We start from the raw sequence: 18,301 nt of genomic DNA, 5'->3' as shown, positions 1-18,301 counted from the left end.
TCCGCACTTCAATTGGCAGCCGTTCCGCCTAGGATGGCTGCGCGATGAGCGATAAGGAATTTTTCTATCAGGATCCGTTCCCTTTGGGAGCTGATGAAACGGAATACGAGTGCATTCATAACGGGCTCGTCGAGACTGTGGAATTCCAGGGTGGGAAGCTTCTCAAAGTGCATCCCGACGCTCTGACTTTTCTTGCGGCGGAGGCGATCAAAGCAATCAATTTCACACTACGTAGCAGCCATCTGGCTCAGGTGGCTGCCATTCTGGACGACCCGGAAGCCTCGGAAAATGACCGGATGGTGGCGCTGATGCTTCTGAAAAATGCGGAAATAGCCTCGCATGGGATTTTGCCGGCATGCCAGGACACTGGCACGGCGACAGTTATCGGGAAGAAGGGACAGCGGGTGTGGACGGATTGCGATGATGCGGAATTTCTTTCAAAAGGTATCTATCAGACCTATGTCGGGGAAAATCTCCGCTACTCTCAGACCGCGCCTCTGACAATGTATGACGAGGTGAACACCAAGACAAATCTTCCTGCACAAATCGATCTCTACGCGGCACAGGGCGAGGAATATAAGTTTCTTTTCGTCAGTAAGGGCGGCGGCTCCGCGAACAAAACTTTCCTGTATCAGGAGACAAAGGCTCTTCTCAATCCACAACGTCTCAAAGAGTTCTGTATCGAGAAAATGAAGTCCCTGGGCACAGCAGCATGCCCACCATATCATCTGGGTTTTGTGATTGGAGGCACTTCCGCGGAGAATAATCTCAAAACGGTGAAACTGGCGACGACTCGTTATTATGATTCACTGCCGACATCCGGAAATGAACACGGGCGAGCTTTCCGGGATCTTGAGCTGGAGAAGAAGCTCCTTGCGGCGGCTCGTGAAATAGGTATAGGTGCCCAGTTTGGCGGCAAATACTTTGCCTTGGACGTGCGGGTGATCCGGCTGCCGAGACACGGTGCTTCCTGCCCGGTGGGGATCGGTGTGTCTTGTTCCGCGGATCGCCAGGCCAAGGCAAAAATTACGAGCAAAGGAATTTTCCTGGAGAGACTGGAAAAAAATCCCGGCCGTTTCATTCCGGAGAAATACCGTGACTGGAAGTTCAAGGGGGTGGAGATTGATCTGGATCAAGGGATGGAGAAGACCTTGGAGACGCTCTCCAAGTATCCCGTCACCACCCCATTGGCGCTTAGCGGGACAATCATCGTGGCCCGCGATTCAGCACATGCGAAAATGAAGGAAATTCTTGAGGAAAGCGGAGAGCTTCCGGAATATTTCCGCAAATATCCCGTTTACTACGCGGGGCCGGCCAAAACTCCGGTGGGCATGCCTTCAGGTAGCTTCGGCCCCACCACGGCCGGCCGGATGGATGGTTATGTCGATCTTTTTCAACGAAATGGCGGTTCAATGGTGATGCTGGCAAAGGGGAACCGCTCAAAGCAGGTGACAGATGCCTGTAAAAAACATGGTGGTTTTTATCTCGGATCTGCAGGAGGGCCGGCGGCTTTGCTGGCAAGCAATCACATTCGCTCTCAAGAGGTTGTGGCGTTTCCGGAGCTGGGTATGGAAGCTGTATGGAAGATCACGGTGGAGAATTTTCCGGCATTCATCCTCGTGGACAACAAGGGCAACGACTTTTTCCAGACAATAAATCAGTGCCCGGTCTGTTAATAAAAAGCTGGAAATATTCCCTCCCATATCCCTTTAATAATCAAAAGGTAGCAACTATGGCTGAAAAATGGCTGCCGAAGCATTGCAATAAATTTCTATATTATGAAGCTCGCACACTCTGTAGTTCTATCATTTTTGGCCTGTAATCTGGCCTTCTCCCAAATCACTCCAGAACAAATCCTGGTCCAGGCGGCGACTCTGGGAGATGCCGAAAGGGTTTCCAGCGCACTGACAGAAGTCGATCCCAACCTCAAAGATCCCTCAGGCACGCCCGTGCTTACGTTGGCGGCAAAGAGCGGAAATCTCAAGGCAGTGCGGGCGCTTTTGTGGGCGGGCGCTGATCCTGCTCTCCAGGATGCGGCGGGGAAAACTCCGATCGAGCATTTCACTCCTGATTCCTATAACCCAATCCAGCTTTTACTTCGCTGCTATAAATATGTCAGGGAAAACGGTGTCCAATCCAAAGATATCAAGCGGCGGAATCTAGTGCTTGTCAGTGATAACTACGTCGATTTCGAGCATCCGGATCTTGCAAAGAATTATTGGAAAAACGAGCTGGAGCTGAATGGAAAGCAAGGCGTGGACGATGATGGAAACGGATTTATCGACGATATATATGGATGGAACGTTTTCACCAACAAGCCACCCCGCAAGCCCGACTTCGATGCGCACACGGCAGTGGAGAAAGCCTACGTGACACACCTTCTGGCCGAAATTTCGAAACTCACCCCTGGGAATCAAAAACCACAGGATGCATATAATGTGCAAACGAAGTTGAAGAATTCATATACCAATCCGCTGGTTCGCAGTATGGGGTTTGGTTCATTGGCCTCCGCCGGGATCATCATGAATGATCTGACGTATGCTTCGATCCTTCAAAACGCTTCACATGGCACCCACGTTGCTGGTTTGGTCGTGGAAGGTAGCCAGGGAAAAGCCTTGGTTCATACTTCCGATTGGGGCGGATTTGAGGCTACCGGATATCACTTCGCAATCGATGACGAACTCAAGATTTTCAATTCTTCCAACACTTTCGAAGAGTTTACCACCCGCTACACGGAGCTGTTTCGTGCTGCATGTGTAAAGAATGGGAAACGTGGTAGCGCTTATTTGAAATCGACGGGTGCTGGTATTGTCAACATGAGCTGGAGTAGCCCCAACAAGGGTGTGATAGCTGTCCATGCCGCATACGATCGTTTCCGCGAGCGGAAAAATTTCCCCGCAGAGCTACCACCAATCGATAAGCTCAGCCCACAGCAATATGATCAAATCTTCGGCAAGCCGACCCAGGAAGCACGGATCGCGCAAGCTGCGGCGTATGCATTGCTCATTTATGAAAATCCCGGAGTCCTTTTTGTGATAGCTGCAGGCAACGAGTCCCAGAACAACGACAGCATGGCTCCTCTCCCGGGGTATCTGTCCAATTTTTTCCCGAATGTGATCACAGTAGCATCGCACGGCCCCACAAAAACTCTTTCTCCTTTCAGTAATTATGGAGCTTCATCGGTTCAGATTGCGGCCATCGGAGAGAACCTCCGGTCCACGGCGATGAATGGGAATTACTGCTATATGCAGGGCACATCGATGGCTGCCCCCGTGCTTGCCGGGGTTTGCGCCGGAATCCGAAACGACTACCCGTTGCTTTCTCCGCGGGATATCCGGAATATCCTGATGGAAACTTCCGAAGGTGAGCCTTCAATGCTCGGAAAAGTCGAATGCGGTGGAATTTTAAACGCAGCCGCAGCACGTAGTTTGGCGGAGAACAAAAGTTCTGCGAACTTTGGATCGGTAGTCAAAACTCTGGATTCACTACCTTCTCTTGGATCGATCCCGCCGGCGGTAATGGAGTTCACTCCGAGAAAATACTCCACGGTTGCCGTTGCCGGAGGGCGTTTTGACAGCAAGGTGATCATGGCTGCCGCCGATGTGCGTTCAAAAGAGCTGATCATCAGTTCCGGATATGCGTTTCCTGAAAAAGAAATCAAAGAAGCCTGGGCAAAAAATTATCGGATCACATCAATGGGCTGCTCGAGCAATGGCCATACGATCGCGATGAAAACCGGGAATCACGCGCAGTCCTTCCTTGCCTTCGACCAGGATGAGATCGCGCGTTTACAAGCATCCGGGAATCACATCAAAGCCCTTTCAGGCTATGCGGGAAATTTCTCGCTGATGATGGAGCCGGACCCAAACATCATTTCCCAACGCTTTACCATGCCGACCCCGTTCACAAAGTCCCGGCAACAATGGGTTCTCGATCGTTGGGCGGAAGGCTATACCTTGACGGCTGTAGGCGGTGATGATGATCCTAAAAATCCTAAAAACGGTTTCGTCTTCGTTATGAGTAAAACGAAGAGTCCTGTGCCTCCGCAGTCGTTCAGTCATGCGGGACCATGGCCGGAGAAATGGATTTCCGAGATGTCTGCCAAGGGTTACGGCATCACTTCTGTGGCCGGATATAAGGGACGATACATCGTGGTGATGACAAAAGGTGCTACGACGGACATGAAGTTCTCCAACGAAGGTGCTGCGCAGAAGCAGTGGCTGATGGATCCGAAGTGACCAACTTCCGGCGCCAATCACTAGGCCCACTCAACCGGGAGCTCAATGATGTTCCCGGCATCCTCGTATTTGATGAAGCCATGCTCCATCCCGTATTCGTGCACGAAACGGGTCACCTTCACGTCGTAGGCGCAGTATTCCGCAATTTTACGGAGAGGCTCGTATTCGCCCGTTTTTTTGTGCTCCTGCCACCAACGAATCGCGTCCAAACCATCGGCTGATTTCCCGGTTCCCAGCGAGGTGGAGGCGACATTATCCAGCTTTAGGAAACGTCCCATTCGCTCCTTCACATCGAGCATCATATCCAGGTTCAGCGTCTGCTCTTCCAAATTTGGTAAAACGTAGGCCTGAAGCACGGGATAATCGAAGCCGACATGGTTCCAACCGACAACAAGATCTGCCTTCAAAAGCTGAGTGGTGAGTGCATCCAGATCGTTTTCGCCATAGATGACATATTCATCTGTAGCGGTGGAATAGGTCACCGCGATGGATATGCATAGCTTGGCTTTGTTGGAATAGCCGCCCACGTCACTGATGCTGCGCTGGGTCTCCAGATCGAAGTATACGATGTTTTTCTCACTCACGGCTGGAGTGTGGACAAGCGATGAATCGGGAAAAAGGGTAAACGCCGATGGATTGGAATTTTCCCGTAATCAGCCGGCCACCAGGTTGATAGGTCTGCCTGTCTGAAACGCGGATATATTTTATGCTGTGACTGCCATCATGCGCTGCCGGGCCTCAATGGTAGCCCATGCGATGTGTGGGGTAAGGGTGAGATTCTTTGCAGTCAGTAATGGATTATGCGCAAGTATGGGCTCAACGGAAACGACATCACAGGCTGCTCCCGCGATGATGCTTTGGTTCAATGCATCGGCAAGTGCTTGTTCATCTATCAAAGCACCCCGCGCCGTATTTACCAGAAATGCGGTAGGCTTCATTTTCGCAAGTGCCAGGGCATCAATCAGTCCGTGGTTATCCTGGGTCAATGGACAGTGTAGAGACACGATATCGGATCTTTCCAGAATCTCATCGAGAGAAGCCCATTCGAAGGGATAGCTGGTGGTGGCCGAACGCGAACGGGAATTTCCAAGAATGTTCATCCTGAATGCGGAGCCAAGCTCTCCAAGGCGCTGGCCAATGCGGCCAAAACCGATGATTCCCAGGGTTTTTCCTGCTAGCTCGGTAAAATTCGGGTTATCCCAAAAACAAAAATCCATTGATCTCTCCCAAGCACCTTTCTTCACCAGATCGCTATGAAACGCGGGTCGTTTGTAGAAATCCAGAATGACGGAAAATACAAATTCCGCCACGGAGTCCGTGCTATACACTGGAACATTGGAGACTGGAATCCCTCTTTCCGAAGTATAGGCGGTATCAACTACGTTGTATCCCGTAGCGAGTACGGAAATGAATTTCAGTCTGGGTAGCCTGGAGAGAGTTTCCGCGCTGAGCGGAGTTTTGTTGGTGAGGATGATATCAGCTTCTTTGGCTCGCTCGATGATCTGTTCTTCCGATGTACGCTCGTATACGGTTAATTCGCCGAGTGTTTCGACTTTGCTCCACGAGTTATCGCCGGGATTGAGTGTGAATCCGTCCAAAACAATGATGTTCATGGGCGAACCATCGACCCTCGTATCGCCGAGATCAACGATGGATTGAAGCAAGTCCTATTGAGGAAGCATGTCGTGGAAAATGTCGATCTTGTGAGCCTCAAATTTGCGCAGGGCGGATCGAAAATCTTCCACCGCCTGTTTTCGTTTGCGGGCGCTGAGGGCTGAAGTGATTTCATCGCGCATTTCTTCCAGGGTTCTTGTCTTGGAAGCTTCTCGATCGACCACTTCCACAAGGTGCCAGCCAAGCTTGGTGCGGATGATGGCGGGCTCTGCCTTCTCCATGGTAAAAACTTGTTCGGCAAAATCTTCCGGGAGGCGCGATTTTGACATCCATCCAAGATCTCCGCCCTGGTCCTTGGTTGCCGGATCATCCGAAAGCTCTTTGGCTATCGTAACAAAGTCTTTTGTTTTCGATTCGAGGTCAGCAAGTGCTGCGTCGATCGTTTGTTTGGTTTCCTCGACGGATTTATCGAGAGTGGCGATGAAAATATGGCGTGCACGGATCCGCTCCGGAATCCGTAGCTGCTCTTTATTGGCCTCGTAGAAATCGGTTATCTCTTCCTCAGAAACGGTGATCAGAGGAGATACTCTCAAATCGACATATTTCTCCTGCTGAATCCTTGCTGCAATTCGATTGCGAAGGGTCTTCTCATTTGGAATTCCCTGGGCCTTCATGGCTGTTTGAAGATGTCCTTTGGTCTCGAATTTCCCCACGAAGCGTTTCAGCCTTTCATTAATTTCGGAATCGGAAACCAGAAGATTATGGGTATTTACCTTCGCTTTCACCCGGAGTAATTCGTGATCGATGAGATCGCCCAAGACGGCATAGGTGAATAGCTTGAGAGCATCCGGGGATAAGTCTTCCCGCCGTTTCCCTTCCAGCCAGAGTCTTTCGCTCATTGCATAATTGAGCTGGCTACGAGTGATCTGATGATTGAAAACCCGGGCTACCACTCCGTTTTTTTTCGCTTCCGCGATTGCCTCCGGGCTATTCGGATCCGAGGCTCGCAATTTCCGGTGGATCGGCCCGTCGAAGAGATAGAGATCACCCAGCAAGTAGGCGACGACCACTAGGTAGACGGCAAAACGCAGGGAAAATTTCGTAAAGACCCTCATATCGCGTTTCAATTACCGTATACCCACCGGGACTTTGATCAATTCGTCTTGATCGAGCGATTCAGCGAATTTCCACGCTGCAACCGGGGCGGAGCATGGCTGGAATGCGAACGATATCCCAGTTCGCCAGACGAATGCATCCTGATGAGCGGGAACGGCCGATGGTCTCCGGATCAGAGGTCCCGTGAAGACCGATTCCAGGCTTGCTAAGTCCACACCAGAGGACGCCGACAGGGTTGTTTGGACCACCGGGGATGTTCAGCGACTCCGTGCCTCGCTTTCCAGTGTCGAGAAGTTGCTGATCGTAACGCCAGACGGGTAGCTCAACGGCGTTTTTCATCTCCCATTTTCCATAGCGGATGAACTGGGGTTTCCCTGGTGTGATCGGGAAAGCTGCGATCAGGCTTTGGTTTGCAACAGAGGCAGGCGCATTGGGATCTGCAACGACCAGAGCCCGCAGGTTGGCCTCATAGATGCGGACCTGATTGAGCTTCGTATCTACCACGGCATGCCGCTGGCTAAGTGCCTCATCCTGCTTGAAGGCCGCGCCGGTCAGGTTTTCTATTTCGAAAGCTTTCACATTGGGAACCACGATGGTATCGCGCGGTTTCAAATTATTGATCTTGGACTGGCTGTTGAGCTCGATGAGGTAGGGGACATCCGTGTGATAGCGCTCGGACATAAATTCGCCGTTACTGCGGTAGGACATCTGTTTCTGCTTTGCCTGATCAGCTTTCTTATAGGGAAGATTCGGGTTTACCCATTTCTCGGTAATATCGGGAACCACTGCGACAGCGTATGGATTAGGCACGGCCTTGCGCGCTGCGATATTAACGGCTTCCCAGCTATCAATGGGGTGGCCGTTGTTCTCGTTCCATGATTTCACAGCGAGCTCGGAAAATTGGCCGATCCTCCCGTCGATGACTCCCGGACCAAAATTTGATTGATCGAGAAAAATCTGAAGGCGCACGGCGTCGTCTCCCGTGGGTTTGCTATTCAGAGGTGATGGAGCTTCAGCGGGAGATGCTGGCTCGCCAGGAGCCAAAGGCGCCGCGTTGGGAGTGGCAGGAGGTGCCTGTGGCGCTATCGCAGGTGCGCTGTCCGTATTTTCCTCAAAGTCCAGGGGCAGGGCGCGAAGCACCTGACCGGAAGTCTGCGGAGACTGTGCGAGAGCGGGACTGACCGAAAGCAGCAGGGTAAGAATAAAATATCGCATAGCGGGATAGTTGTGACGGGACATGTGACGAAAAAATTCAGGCTTCTATGCGGAAGTCATCCAATCGCCCGGCAATGTTTGCCGGAACTACAGCGCTCACCAGGATGTCATTTGCTTCATAATCTGTAGAAAGCACCTTTGCGTCCTGATGGAGCAAATTGAGGAGATCTCCCCGTTTTTGGGGAATACGGTAATGGCAGCGGGTGACACGATCTGCGAGGACGTGGGAGCAGGCTTTCAGGATATCGTCCATGCCTTCCCCCTTGAAGGCGGAAGCGCGGATCGCATCCGGGAATACGCAGTCGAGAGAGGCAAGTGTTTCCGAGTCCGTGACGAGATCGATTTTGTTAAGCACTGTGATGATAGGCTTATCGAGGGCTCCAAGCTCTTCGAGCACCTTCAGGGTCGTGGCATGGAAAATTTCGATTTCCGGTGATGTGGCATCCAGGACATGGATGAGAAAGTCCGATAAGACAGACTCTTCAAGAGTCGCTTTAAACGCCTCGACGAGCCTATGCGGAAGATTTCGGACGAATCCGACAGTGTCAGTGATCAAAAGCGGCTGTCCGTCCGGGAGCTCGATGCGGCGTGTGGTGGTATCCAACGTCGCGAAAAGCATGTCTTTTGCCATCACATCGGATCCGGAAAGTTGGTTGAGCAAGGTGGATTTGCCGGCGTTTGTGTAGCCCACGATCGAGCCGTGTGGTGTCTCAAATTTCTCACGTTCCTTGCGTTGCGTCTTGCGCTGCTTCCGGACGATTTCCAGCTCGCGCTTGCAGCGGTCTATGCTGAGGTGGGCCAAGCGGCGGTCGACCTCGATTTGTTTTTCACCCATGCCGCGGGAGGCACCGCCTGATCCACCGCCACCGGAGCCTGCCGACTCACGGTCAAGGTGCCCCCACATCCTTGCGAGGCGTGGGAGTGCATATTGCATCCGGGCCAATTCCACCTGTAGACGGGCTTCCTTGGTGTGGGCGCGCTTTGCAAAGATGTCCAGAATGACTTCCTCACGGTCTATGACGCAAAGGTTGGCCAGCTTTTCCCACTCGCGTTGCTGGGAAGGTGCCAGGTTGTTGTCGATGACGATGACATCGCACTCGTGGGCGTGGGCGAGCTCGACAATTTCCGCAGCTTTTCCTGTGCCACAGAGGAATTTTTTGTGCATTTCGCGTGATTTCGCCAAAACGGAATCAGCGATCCCGATACCCAGTGTGGAGACAAGCTCTCCAAGCTCCACCAAGAGCGAGGCAGACTCGTCCTGCTCGCGTGCATCAAAATAGAGGCGGACGAGCAAGGCGCGCTCGACCATTTCGGGTTTTAGTCTGACTTCAAACATCTATGCGAATATAACTAACACGCCTCGGGAAATGGGCAATGGTGAAACAAGTTCCGCGTTTATGGGGATTAGGAAAGGCGCTTCATCACCGCGGCGGAGAGTTGTTTACCATCCGCACGGCCTTCGGAAAGCTCTTGGGCGAGTTTCATCACCTTGCCCATATCCGCTTTGCCTGTGGCACCTGTTTCACTGACCGCTTTGTCCACGATGCTCTCGAGCTCCTCCTGGCTCAACGCCGCAGGAAGATATTTCGAGAGAATCTCAATCTCATTTTTTTCGGTGGCTGCGAGCTCCTCGCGTCCCGCTTTCTCGAATTGTTCGATTGAGTCCTGGCGTTGTTTGATTTGCTTGCGGATGACAGCAAGTGCTTCGTTCTCCTCAAGCTGGGTGCCCAGGCCACCTTTTTCAATAGCAGCATTGGTCAGGGCGCTTTTGAGAGCCCGCAAAGCATTGAGTGCCGCGGAATCCTTGGTCTTCATCGCGGTTTTGATATCGGTGGAAATTTGGGTGGCTGTATCGCTCATGGCGGGATGAAATACGGCGGACGAAGGCGCTAGCCAAGCAAAAGAGCATGGCGGGAATTTATTCTTCGGAGTATTTCCCGTCTCAGGCTTGCCTGTGGGTGGGTTGCGTCCTAGAAAGCCCTTGCGATTATGGCAACAGGATACACCGAAGACGATATCAAGTCACTTGACTGGCGCGAGCACATCAGGCTCCGCCCCGGGATGTACATCGGAAAACTGGGCGATGGCTCTTCTCCGGATGATGGCATCTATATCCTGTTAAAGGAAGCGGTGGATAACTCCATTGATGAGCACATCATGGGGCACGGAAAGGAAATCCGTATCACGATCGATGAAGAAAGTCGTGTGGAAGTGCGCGATTTCGGCCGCGGTATTCCGCTTGGAAAGCTTTTTGACTGCGCGGCCCAGATCAATACCGGCGCAAAGTATGACAGCGAGGCGTTCAAAAAGTCTGTCGGGCTCAATGGCGTGGGTATCAAGGCGGTCAACGCACTCTCCACATTTTTTGAAATCCAAGCCTGGCGCGATGGTGAGACGAAGGCTCTGGAATTTTCCCGCGGCGAGCTCACGGTGGATATGAAGAAGCCGCGCAAGGACGATGCGCTCAATGGAACGCGGCTGGTATTCGATCTAGATCGGACGATTTTTCCTCCGAAAACCAAATTTCGCGAGGCCATTGTCGAGAAAATGTGCCGTTACTATTCCTATTTGAATCCCGCGCTGACGATCGTTTTCAATGGGAAGAAGTTCCGCGCGAAAGATGGTCTGCTGGATCTATTGCGTGAAGAAATGGAGAGTGAGGCTCTCTATCCGCCAATCCATTTGATCGGCGACGATATTGAAATCGCGTTCACGCACTGTGCTGAAAGCAGCGAAGATTATTATACCTTCGTAAACGGGCAGAATACCTCTCAGGGAGGCACACACCTCGCCGCATTTCGCGAGGCACTTGTGCAGGTGATTCGTGGATTTTATAAGAAGCAATATGATCCCAGCGATATTCGCGCGGGTATTGAGGCAGCAATCTGTGTGAGAATCATCGAGCCGGTGTTCGAGTCGCAGACGAAGACCAAGCTGGGCTCGTCAGTTATCGCGCCGGAAGGGGAATCGCTCCGCACCTTTATTGGTAATTTCTTGAAAAACTCCCTGGATAACTATCTCCACAAGCATCAGCAGGTTGCCGAGGCAATCCAGAAGAGAATCTTGCTGGCAGAGCGTGAACGGAAAGATCTCAAAGGAATTCAGAAGATCGCCCGGGAGCGCGCCAGACAGGCGAAGGTTCACAACAAAAAACTACGTGACTGCCGGGTCAGATTTGATTCAAAGCACAAGCGTCGTGAGGAAAGCACACTTTTTATCACGGAGGGAGACTCTGCCTCTGGCTCGATCACCAAAAGCCGCGACGTGGAAACTCAAGCGGTGTTTTCCCTGCGTGGGAAACCACTGAATACTTATTCTCTGCCGCGCAAAATCGTTTATGAGAACGAGGAATTCGCGCTCTTGCAGGCAGCCCTGAACATTGAGGACGGCATTGAGTCGCTGCGTTATAACAAGGTCGTGATTGCCACTGATGCCGATGTTGATGGTATGCACATCCGCTTGCTGTTGCTCACCTTCTTCCTGCAGTTCTTTCCGGAAATGATCCGTGATGGCCACCTGTATATCCTTCAGACTCCGCTATTCCGTGTGCGGAACAAGAAGGAGACGATTTATTGCTACGATGAGCCGGAGCGGGTAAAGGCGATCGGCAAACTCGGGAAAAATGCTGAGATCACTCGCTTCAAAGGACTAGGGGAAATTTCGCCGGATGAGTTCAAGTTCATGATCGGGCCGGATATGCGTTTGGATCCCGTAGCTTATGAGGAGGGTAAGGGAGTAAAGGAATTGCTCGCTTTCTACATGGGGAAAAACACGCCGAGTAGGCAGGAATACATTATTGAGAATCTACGTGAGGATGTAGATCGGCAAGTTGCCTGACCCTGCGCCCGGAGAAGGAGGGACAAAGATAACGGTCAAGGTTTTTGCGCGACTGGCGTAAGCTTGCAGGGGATACGTTTCCCATCCCGAAGCACCTCGATGGTCGTGGATTTACCAGGGACGGTGTAAAATAACGCATTCACAGCTTCGGGGTAGTGGTCTGTGGTGTAATCTCCGGCACGCAGAAGAATATCATCCACACGGAGATTGGCCCTTTGTGCAGGTGATTCCGGCCAAATCCTGGTAATACGCGGAGTATTCGATTCCGTGCTCAAGGATATTCCGACCCAGCCACGGACGAGTTTATGATGAGCAATAATGTCATTCTGCACCCGGTGAATCGCCTGGGCTGGGATTGCGTAAGCCGCCGCGCCTCCTGCCGGCTGGAGAATAATGCCAATGATTTTGTTTTGCGCGTTTACCAGTGGTGTTCCGGTCGGCGGAATTTTTTGCTGAAAGGAAACATAAAGTAAGCTCAAGGGCAGGACTTTATCGCCTACTCTTGAAATCCATTTCTCGAACCGGCAGGCAATGATTTTCCCATTATCCAATGCATGGAGATTCTCGGGAGAGGTCTCTAGAAAAGATTCCACCCAATCATTGGTGGTAGCTTTTGTTTGATTGAGTGTTTTGAAAAAGCAGAGACGGGTGACCTTGTCCCGGCCGGATAGATTCAGTGGGATCCTATGCGCATCCTGGAGGTGATTCACTTTGCTTAGTGTTGCGGATTCCACATAAGCGCTTACCAGGAATTTTTGATCGGGGGATACGACTGCACAGGCGCGGCTGGCCAAGGGCAAAAACTCAATCGGGTAGGTCTCGGGGGCCGCGGAAATCAAGCTACCCATGATCAGAGGAACTACTGCGATACCCGTAATAGTAGAAAATACGCGGCTCATTACCGGCCGGATCAGGCGGTTATGGGAGACCATCGAAGGGGTGGGGAAGGTGGATCAGAACACTTGCTCACCTGCGGTGCCTTCCGTGGAAGGATCCAGGTCCAACTGTTCCAACTGCTCCAAAGCCGGAGCGGGAACCACCTGATGATTCACCGGTGAGCTTGGCATCGTCTCAACCTCGGCTCCACGGGGAACCAGGAAAAATGCAACGGTTGCTGCGGCGTAGGCGAGGCCCGCACCATAGGCCCATTTGGACGGGCTCACTTCAGACACCCAGGAGCGAATGCGCTCGAAAAAAGCAGCGGGTGCGGACCTGGAAGTCTCAGCCGCGCGCTGATTATGGTGAAATTCCTGAAGGAAATCCTGCCAGTAGCCTTCCTCCGGGCGCAAATCGCTGCGCTGCGAGAGAAGTTCACTTATTTGTTCGACCGAAGGTTTCATGGCGGATGATGCTTAAGATTTATAAAATATATCCACCTTGCGCAAGATGTTTTTAAAATCTTTCCTCCCAGGTTTGCTGTAAGGCAGACTGGAGTTGAAGGTGCGCATAATGGAGTCTGGATCGAATGGTTCCCTCAGAGGTTTTCAATATGGCGGCGATCTCGCCGTGCGAGAGTCCCTGGATATCGAATAGTGTGACAACCATTCTGTGGGATTCAGACAGTGTCATCATGGATTCGTTCAATTTTTTCTGGAGTTCGTTGATACTCGATTGCCTCTCCGGGTTGGCAGTGCTGGTGGTGTCAATGAGTGCCGGATCCTGATGGATGGCACTTTCCATTTCATTGATGCTACTCGTCGCACGGGTCTTCCGCTTCTTCAGGAAGTTCAATGTGCGGTTGGTGGCAATCTGGTAGATCCACGTGTAGAAAGTGGATTTACCCTGAAACCTGGGGAGCGATTGATAAGCTTTGGCAAAAATTTCCTGGAGTAAATCGTGGGTGTCTTCCTTGTGGGAAGTCATGCTATAAACCAGACCAAATAGTTTGTCGCCATACTTGAGGATCAAGGCATCGAAAGCCCGGGTATCGCCTTCTTTGGCGCGGGAAACGAGGTCTTGGTCAGGGTCAGGGGGGCGTGACTGACGGAACATGTAAGGGGGGGATGCGGGTGGGCAGTGTGGGATAATGCTACACGCCGTCAGAACGCTGTAAAGGCTACTAAAATTGCTTAATCCCTCTGTATTAGTGTTATGCGTGAACTAAAATATTAAAAAAACGTAAAGGTTCAGGATCTCCCGGAGCTCCGTGCCGATATTTTTCTCACGGTGGCAAAGGTCACTCCGGAAATTCCCAATAATACGGCTGAGAAGATCAGGAGAATTTTTCCCTCCGCCTTGTCGATCATAGCGAGAGCGGCCATGACAGCGGCAACGATAGCCAAGGTGACAGCCACCATTTTGGCGGGCATGGTGGAGGCCTCCACAGGTGGCAGCTCCTGGTAGCTGGCCTTGCTCGCCATAACCCGCTGCCAGCCGGGATGTTCGGATTTCGTGAAAACCTCCAAAATGCAGAGAATGAGAAAAGGCACAGCAATTCCCGAGGTAAGATCCGCTAGCCTGATATGATCTGAAACCAAGGTGATCAATGGTTCCAGAGCTGTGATACCGCTTAGGAATCCTGTCTGGCTGAGACCGAATTTCAGAACAATCAGGGCGAGAAAGCTTAGGAACGTGGTGATCCAGACTTCCCTGAGGCCGATTTTTCGTGAAAAGAGCCCCCAGATTGTGGGCAAAACCAACGGTCCCGTAAGCAACGTGGTGATTTCAATGATGAATTTTGTGTATCCGTAACGCGGGATCAGTAAGGCGGCGATCAAGACACCGATCCCCAGTATTGCGGTGAGAACCCGTCCCACGAAAACAAGCTGCTTCTCTGAGGCGGATTTATTGATAAGCTGCTGGTAAAGTTCCGTGGTAAAGGCGCCTGCGAAGACATTTAGCTGGGTCGTCGCCATGCTGGCCGTCGCCGAGGCCATTGCCGCGACCATCAGGCCCATCATACCGGCCGGAAGAACCATTTGGCAGGCGAGAATATATGCCTGCTCGAAATCGGCATCGGGATTGATCACCCGGTAGACCAAAGGTGGCATCATCCAGATGATCGGGCTGATGAGATACATCACGCCGAAAATATAAGCGGATTTTTTTGCATCTCCGGCACTCGGGACACATGTGTAACGCTGAACAAATGCCCACTCTCCGCCGATTTTGAAGAAATGGATGAGCACCCAGCCGATCAGGAACCACCAGGTGAAATCCTCGGCCACGGGCGATGCGAAACCCTCGGGCATCTTTTCGATGAAGGCTCCCAGCCCGCCTGCCTTCATGAGAATCAGCGGCACGACAAAGATGACCGATACTGTGAGAATGACAAACTGCAGCACATCAGTCATCAGCACGGCCCACAGGCCGCCGGAAAATGTGATCAGAATGACCATGATACAGATTGCTAGCGAGGCGAAGGATACGGAAAGCAATCCGGTAGCCGGATCCGCGAGAAAGTGGCCCTGTGGTAGCGGCATCAGTGCACTGATGATTTTAGCCAGAGCATAGACGGCTCCGCCCATGCTGAGAATGCCCACGAAGCCTTGGAACCAGGTGTAGAACTGCACGACGGATTTTCCAAAACGTAGTCTCAGAAACTCCGCGGCCGAGCTAACGCCGAGTTTTCGCCAATAACCTGCAAGGAACCAGCCGACGAGCAGTGCGGCGATGCCGTAACACATGCTGATGGCCACTGCCACAAAGCCGAATCGATAGGCAATGCCGCCCCATACCACGAATGTCCCGGCAGAGAACATTGTCATGAAGCCTGACAATCCGGAGACCCACCACGGGGATTGGCCGCCGGCGGAGAACATGTCATTGGAGCTTTTAACCTTCCGGGCGAAAATCAATCCGGCACCGACGATGCCGAGCACGTAGAGAAGGATGACGAGATAGTCGGTGAGCTGCATGGGTGTTATTCAGAGGGGGAGGCTGTGGTTTCCAACCCTGATCAAAAGCATTGAATTTGAAATATCGCTGCGGGAGCACCGTGGGTAGCGAGAACCCGCACGGTCAATTCCGCGAGCAGCATCCCCTCGGGCATGGTCCCAAGATAGCGCGTGGAATGATTGTCACGGGCTTCGTGGATGATTTTCCCATCACCATCGATGAGATCAAAATCCTTAACGCAGAAAGGCATTTCCCGTTCTGGATGGCCCATTTGGACGGTTTCCATCGGATGGTCGAAATCCGTATCGAAGAAGAGGGCGACGGTTTTTACTTCGATCGCTTCCTGCCATTTCAATTTCAAAGAAGGTTGTTTGTCTCCGGCAGCTGCGACCCATGCGTTCGGCCCAAACGACGGACGCTGTGGGCCGCTGAGAACCTGTGCTGCCTCAAAGCGATGGATCGGCTCGGCAAATTTCAACGCAAAGTTTTTCCCTCCGGGTCTCCGCTGGGGAAGCCAGAACTCGACTCTGTCGACACCGATCCCGGCCGGCGGCTCCTGCACGGAAGAACGGGCGACCTTGTCATTGCCACTATGCGAGACGGAAAGCACTCCGGTGACCCGCTGATCCGAGGTGATGACTGAAACTCCCTCCACAGGCATTAGGCAAAGGAACACATATTGATCGTGCTCGATCCTGCTTTGGAAAGCGATTTCCAGCGGCACGGTTTTCCCTGAAGGCACGCTGATTCTGCATGTTTCCAGAGTGATATCCGGGGTAAAGCTGGCGCTGCGCGATGAAATACGGAGCTGTGCCTCGATTTCGCAGCCGCTTTCCACGTCCAGATAAAAGGTCACCGGAGGAACACTGCCCTTCTTGCACGGGACAAGCATGGCCCGCGGGCGATCAAGCGGATCACGATCGGCTCCAGGCGTGAGTTCGTGGAGCTCGAAAGTGCTGCTGGCGTTTGCCGAGGCCTTGCTGGCGAGATTTTCCGGATCCTCGATATCGAGAAAAGGTATGTAGTGGCCGGTCCGTGTGAGCCTACGCTGAAGCAGCCCCATTTGCTCCTCTCCCAGAACATCGCGCGGCAAGATGCCTTTTTCCGCACAGATGGCGGCGGCCATACCTACTGCCTGGGCAGAATGGCCAGTAGTCGCCATAACGCGTGTCGACCCGAAGGCAACGTGCGTGGCACTGATTATTCTGCCTGCGAGAAACAGATTGGGGATATCCCGGCTATACATCGTTCGATACGGGATTTGGTAAACACCCTTGCTGTGCCATTGTGTGCATCCGTTCAGTTTGCTGAAAACTCCGTCGCCGGGATGGAGATCGATAGCCCAGCCACCATACGCGACGGCATCTTTGAAGCACCTTTGCTCGATCACATCTTTCTGGGAGAGCATATAATCGCCCACGAAACGGCGGCTTTCGCGCTTTCCGGGGACGTTGCCGACCCACTCGAGCGTGAGGTTCTCGGCCTCTGGAAAATTTCCTGAGTTTTTGATGTAATCCCATACTCCATAGATGACTCCCAGCAGGTCTTGTTTGATTTGGCGGGTATCGTGAATGGTATCCAGCCGTCCGCCGTGCTCCAGCCACCATAGCTGACAGCCGGTATCCCCGGCCTTGAAGTTTTTATAACGGGGGATCTTTGTGATATCCTTGAGGGCGAAGGAAGGGGCGACATAGCTCACAGGCTTCCCTGTATCTCTGGAATAAAAATACATGGAGTGGCCTAAAAGCCCGCCATATTCCTCATCGGGGGCGAATGCCTCATCAAACTCGGAGGCCGCCTCCGCGCCGATCCGGTAGCTAGCTCCGCTGAGAAAGCCCAGTATCCCATCGCCCGAGGCATCGATAAAAAGTGGAGCCGCGAGTGTGTAGCAGGTGGAATTCTGGCTGCAAAAGGCACCGATTTCCGAGATATGGCCGAGCTCATTCTTTCGGAGGGAATTCACCGCCGTGTCCAGAAGAAGCGTGATGGCCGGCTCCAAGAGAACCTTATCGAGTAACAGTGCATCGAGCAAATTGGCGTTCCCTTCCGGGTTCCGATAAAGGTTTTCCACCAGAATTTCACCCATCACTCCGCCTTCGCGGGACCAGCGGTTATTATTTCCCAGATGGGACGTGGCACCCAGAGCCCAGAGCCTCACTTCACTGGACGCATTGCCGCCCAAGACAGGCCTGTCTTGGACCAAAACGACCTTCATCCCTTCGCGCGCGGCTGTAATCGCAGCACAAACCCCTGCCAATCCTCCACCAGTAACGACAAGATCTGCATGCAAAATGTCTTGTTTCAAACGCCGTCCTGCTTCTTTCTCAAATATCTTCATGAAATTCTCTCTTACCCTCGGTCTGTGAGTGCTAGTTTGTTTTCGGATTTCTATCGACTAATCATTGGACTGACTATACGCAAAAGCGTCTATTTTCTTCGGGAAT

14 protein-coding genes are annotated in these 18,301 nt (G+C 52.4%); 3 read left to right on the top strand and 11 right to left on the bottom strand.

Annotated features, from left to right (window positions below; all coding sequences use genetic code 11):
* The first annotated feature begins 44 nt into the window (after nt 1-44).
* The gene (locus ACFSSA_RS05000; RefSeq protein WP_386818905.1) at nt 45-1,676 is read left to right on the top strand and encodes a fumarate hydratase; all 1,632 of its coding nucleotides are present in this window, start codon (nt 45-47) and stop codon (nt 1,674-1,676) included.
* 102 nt (nt 1,677-1,778) lie between these two features.
* Nucleotides 1,779-4,238 carry a S8 family serine peptidase gene (locus ACFSSA_RS04995; RefSeq protein ID WP_386818903.1) on the top strand — a complete coding sequence of 820 codons (2,460 nt, stop codon included), beginning with the start codon at nt 1,779-1,781 and terminating at the stop codon, nt 4,236-4,238.
* Between the two features lie 20 nt (nt 4,239-4,258).
* Here ACFSSA_RS04995 and ACFSSA_RS04990 read toward each other — a convergent pair whose 3' ends face one another.
* The 6 genes from ACFSSA_RS04990 to ACFSSA_RS04965 form a co-directional block, all read right to left on the bottom strand.
* Nucleotides 4,259-4,822 carry a ribonuclease H-like domain-containing protein gene (locus tag ACFSSA_RS04990; protein ID WP_386818901.1) on the bottom strand — a complete coding sequence of 188 codons (564 nt, stop codon included), beginning with the start codon at nt 4,820-4,822 and terminating at the stop codon, nt 4,259-4,261.
* 120 nt (nt 4,823-4,942) lie between these two features.
* Nucleotides 4,943-5,851 (bottom strand): D-2-hydroxyacid dehydrogenase, encoded by a 909-nt coding sequence (locus ACFSSA_RS04985; protein ID WP_386818899.1) that lies wholly within the window; start codon nt 5,849-5,851, stop codon nt 4,943-4,945.
* 54 nt (nt 5,852-5,905) lie between these two features.
* Nucleotides 5,906-6,967, bottom strand: a complete 1,062-nt coding sequence (locus tag ACFSSA_RS04980; RefSeq protein ID WP_386818897.1) for a peptidylprolyl isomerase — start codon at nt 6,965-6,967, stop codon at nt 5,906-5,908.
* 61 nt (nt 6,968-7,028) lie between these two features.
* On the bottom strand, nt 7,029-8,207 hold the full coding sequence (locus ACFSSA_RS04975) for a L,D-transpeptidase family protein (RefSeq protein WP_386818895.1): 1,179 nt from the start codon (nt 8,205-8,207) through the stop codon (nt 7,029-7,031).
* Between the two features lie 13 nt (nt 8,208-8,220).
* Nucleotides 8,221-9,519 carry a GTPase HflX gene (gene hflX / locus ACFSSA_RS04970; protein WP_386818893.1) on the bottom strand — a complete coding sequence of 433 codons (1,299 nt, stop codon included), beginning with the start codon at nt 9,517-9,519 and terminating at the stop codon, nt 8,221-8,223.
* 68 nt (nt 9,520-9,587) lie between these two features.
* Nucleotides 9,588-10,043, bottom strand: a complete 456-nt coding sequence (locus ACFSSA_RS04965; RefSeq protein WP_386818891.1) for a GatB/YqeY domain-containing protein — start codon at nt 10,041-10,043, stop codon at nt 9,588-9,590.
* A gap of 129 nt (nt 10,044-10,172) precedes the next feature.
* Here ACFSSA_RS04965 and ACFSSA_RS04960 point away from each other — a divergent pair, with 129 nt between their 5' ends.
* A complete protein-coding gene (locus tag ACFSSA_RS04960; protein ID WP_386818889.1) occupies nt 10,173-12,020 on the top strand; it encodes a DNA topoisomerase IV subunit B in 1,848 nt (615 codons plus the stop codon).
* 35 nt (nt 12,021-12,055) lie between these two features.
* On the opposite strand, the gene ACFSSA_RS04955 is transcribed toward ACFSSA_RS04960, so the two are convergent.
* The 5 genes from ACFSSA_RS04955 to ACFSSA_RS04935 all read right to left on the bottom strand — a co-directional run bounded on the left by ACFSSA_RS04955 (nt 12,056) and on the right by ACFSSA_RS04935 (nt 18,195).
* On the bottom strand, nt 12,056-12,919 hold the full coding sequence (locus ACFSSA_RS04955; protein WP_386818887.1) for a PDZ domain-containing protein: 864 nt from the start codon (nt 12,917-12,919) through the stop codon (nt 12,056-12,058).
* Nucleotides 12,920-12,973: 54 nt separating this feature from the next.
* Nucleotides 12,974-13,360, bottom strand: coding sequence for a hypothetical protein (locus ACFSSA_RS04950; protein WP_386818885.1), 387 nt, complete (start codon nt 13,358-13,360; stop codon nt 12,974-12,976).
* A 52-nt stretch (nt 13,361-13,412) separates the two neighbouring features.
* Nucleotides 13,413-14,012, bottom strand: a complete 600-nt coding sequence (locus ACFSSA_RS04945) for an RNA polymerase sigma factor (RefSeq protein WP_386818883.1) — start codon at nt 14,010-14,012, stop codon at nt 13,413-13,415.
* Nucleotides 14,013-14,146: 134 nt separating this feature from the next.
* Nucleotides 14,147-15,877, bottom strand: coding sequence for a sodium:solute symporter family transporter (locus ACFSSA_RS04940; RefSeq protein WP_386818880.1), 1,731 nt, complete (start codon nt 15,875-15,877; stop codon nt 14,147-14,149).
* 41 nt (nt 15,878-15,918) lie between these two features.
* Nucleotides 15,919-18,195, bottom strand: a complete 2,277-nt coding sequence (locus ACFSSA_RS04935; RefSeq protein ID WP_386818878.1) for an FAD-dependent oxidoreductase — start codon at nt 18,193-18,195, stop codon at nt 15,919-15,921.
* Nucleotides 18,196-18,301: the final 106 nt, after the last annotated feature.

It is taken from the genome of Luteolibacter algae, assembly GCF_042683045.1.
GTDB classification, from domain to species: domain Bacteria; phylum Verrucomicrobiota; class Verrucomicrobiia; order Verrucomicrobiales; family Akkermansiaceae; genus Luteolibacter; species Luteolibacter algae.
The sequence above is the reverse complement of the archived record's forward strand: the minus strand, read 5'-3'. Positions and strand labels throughout refer to the sequence as shown.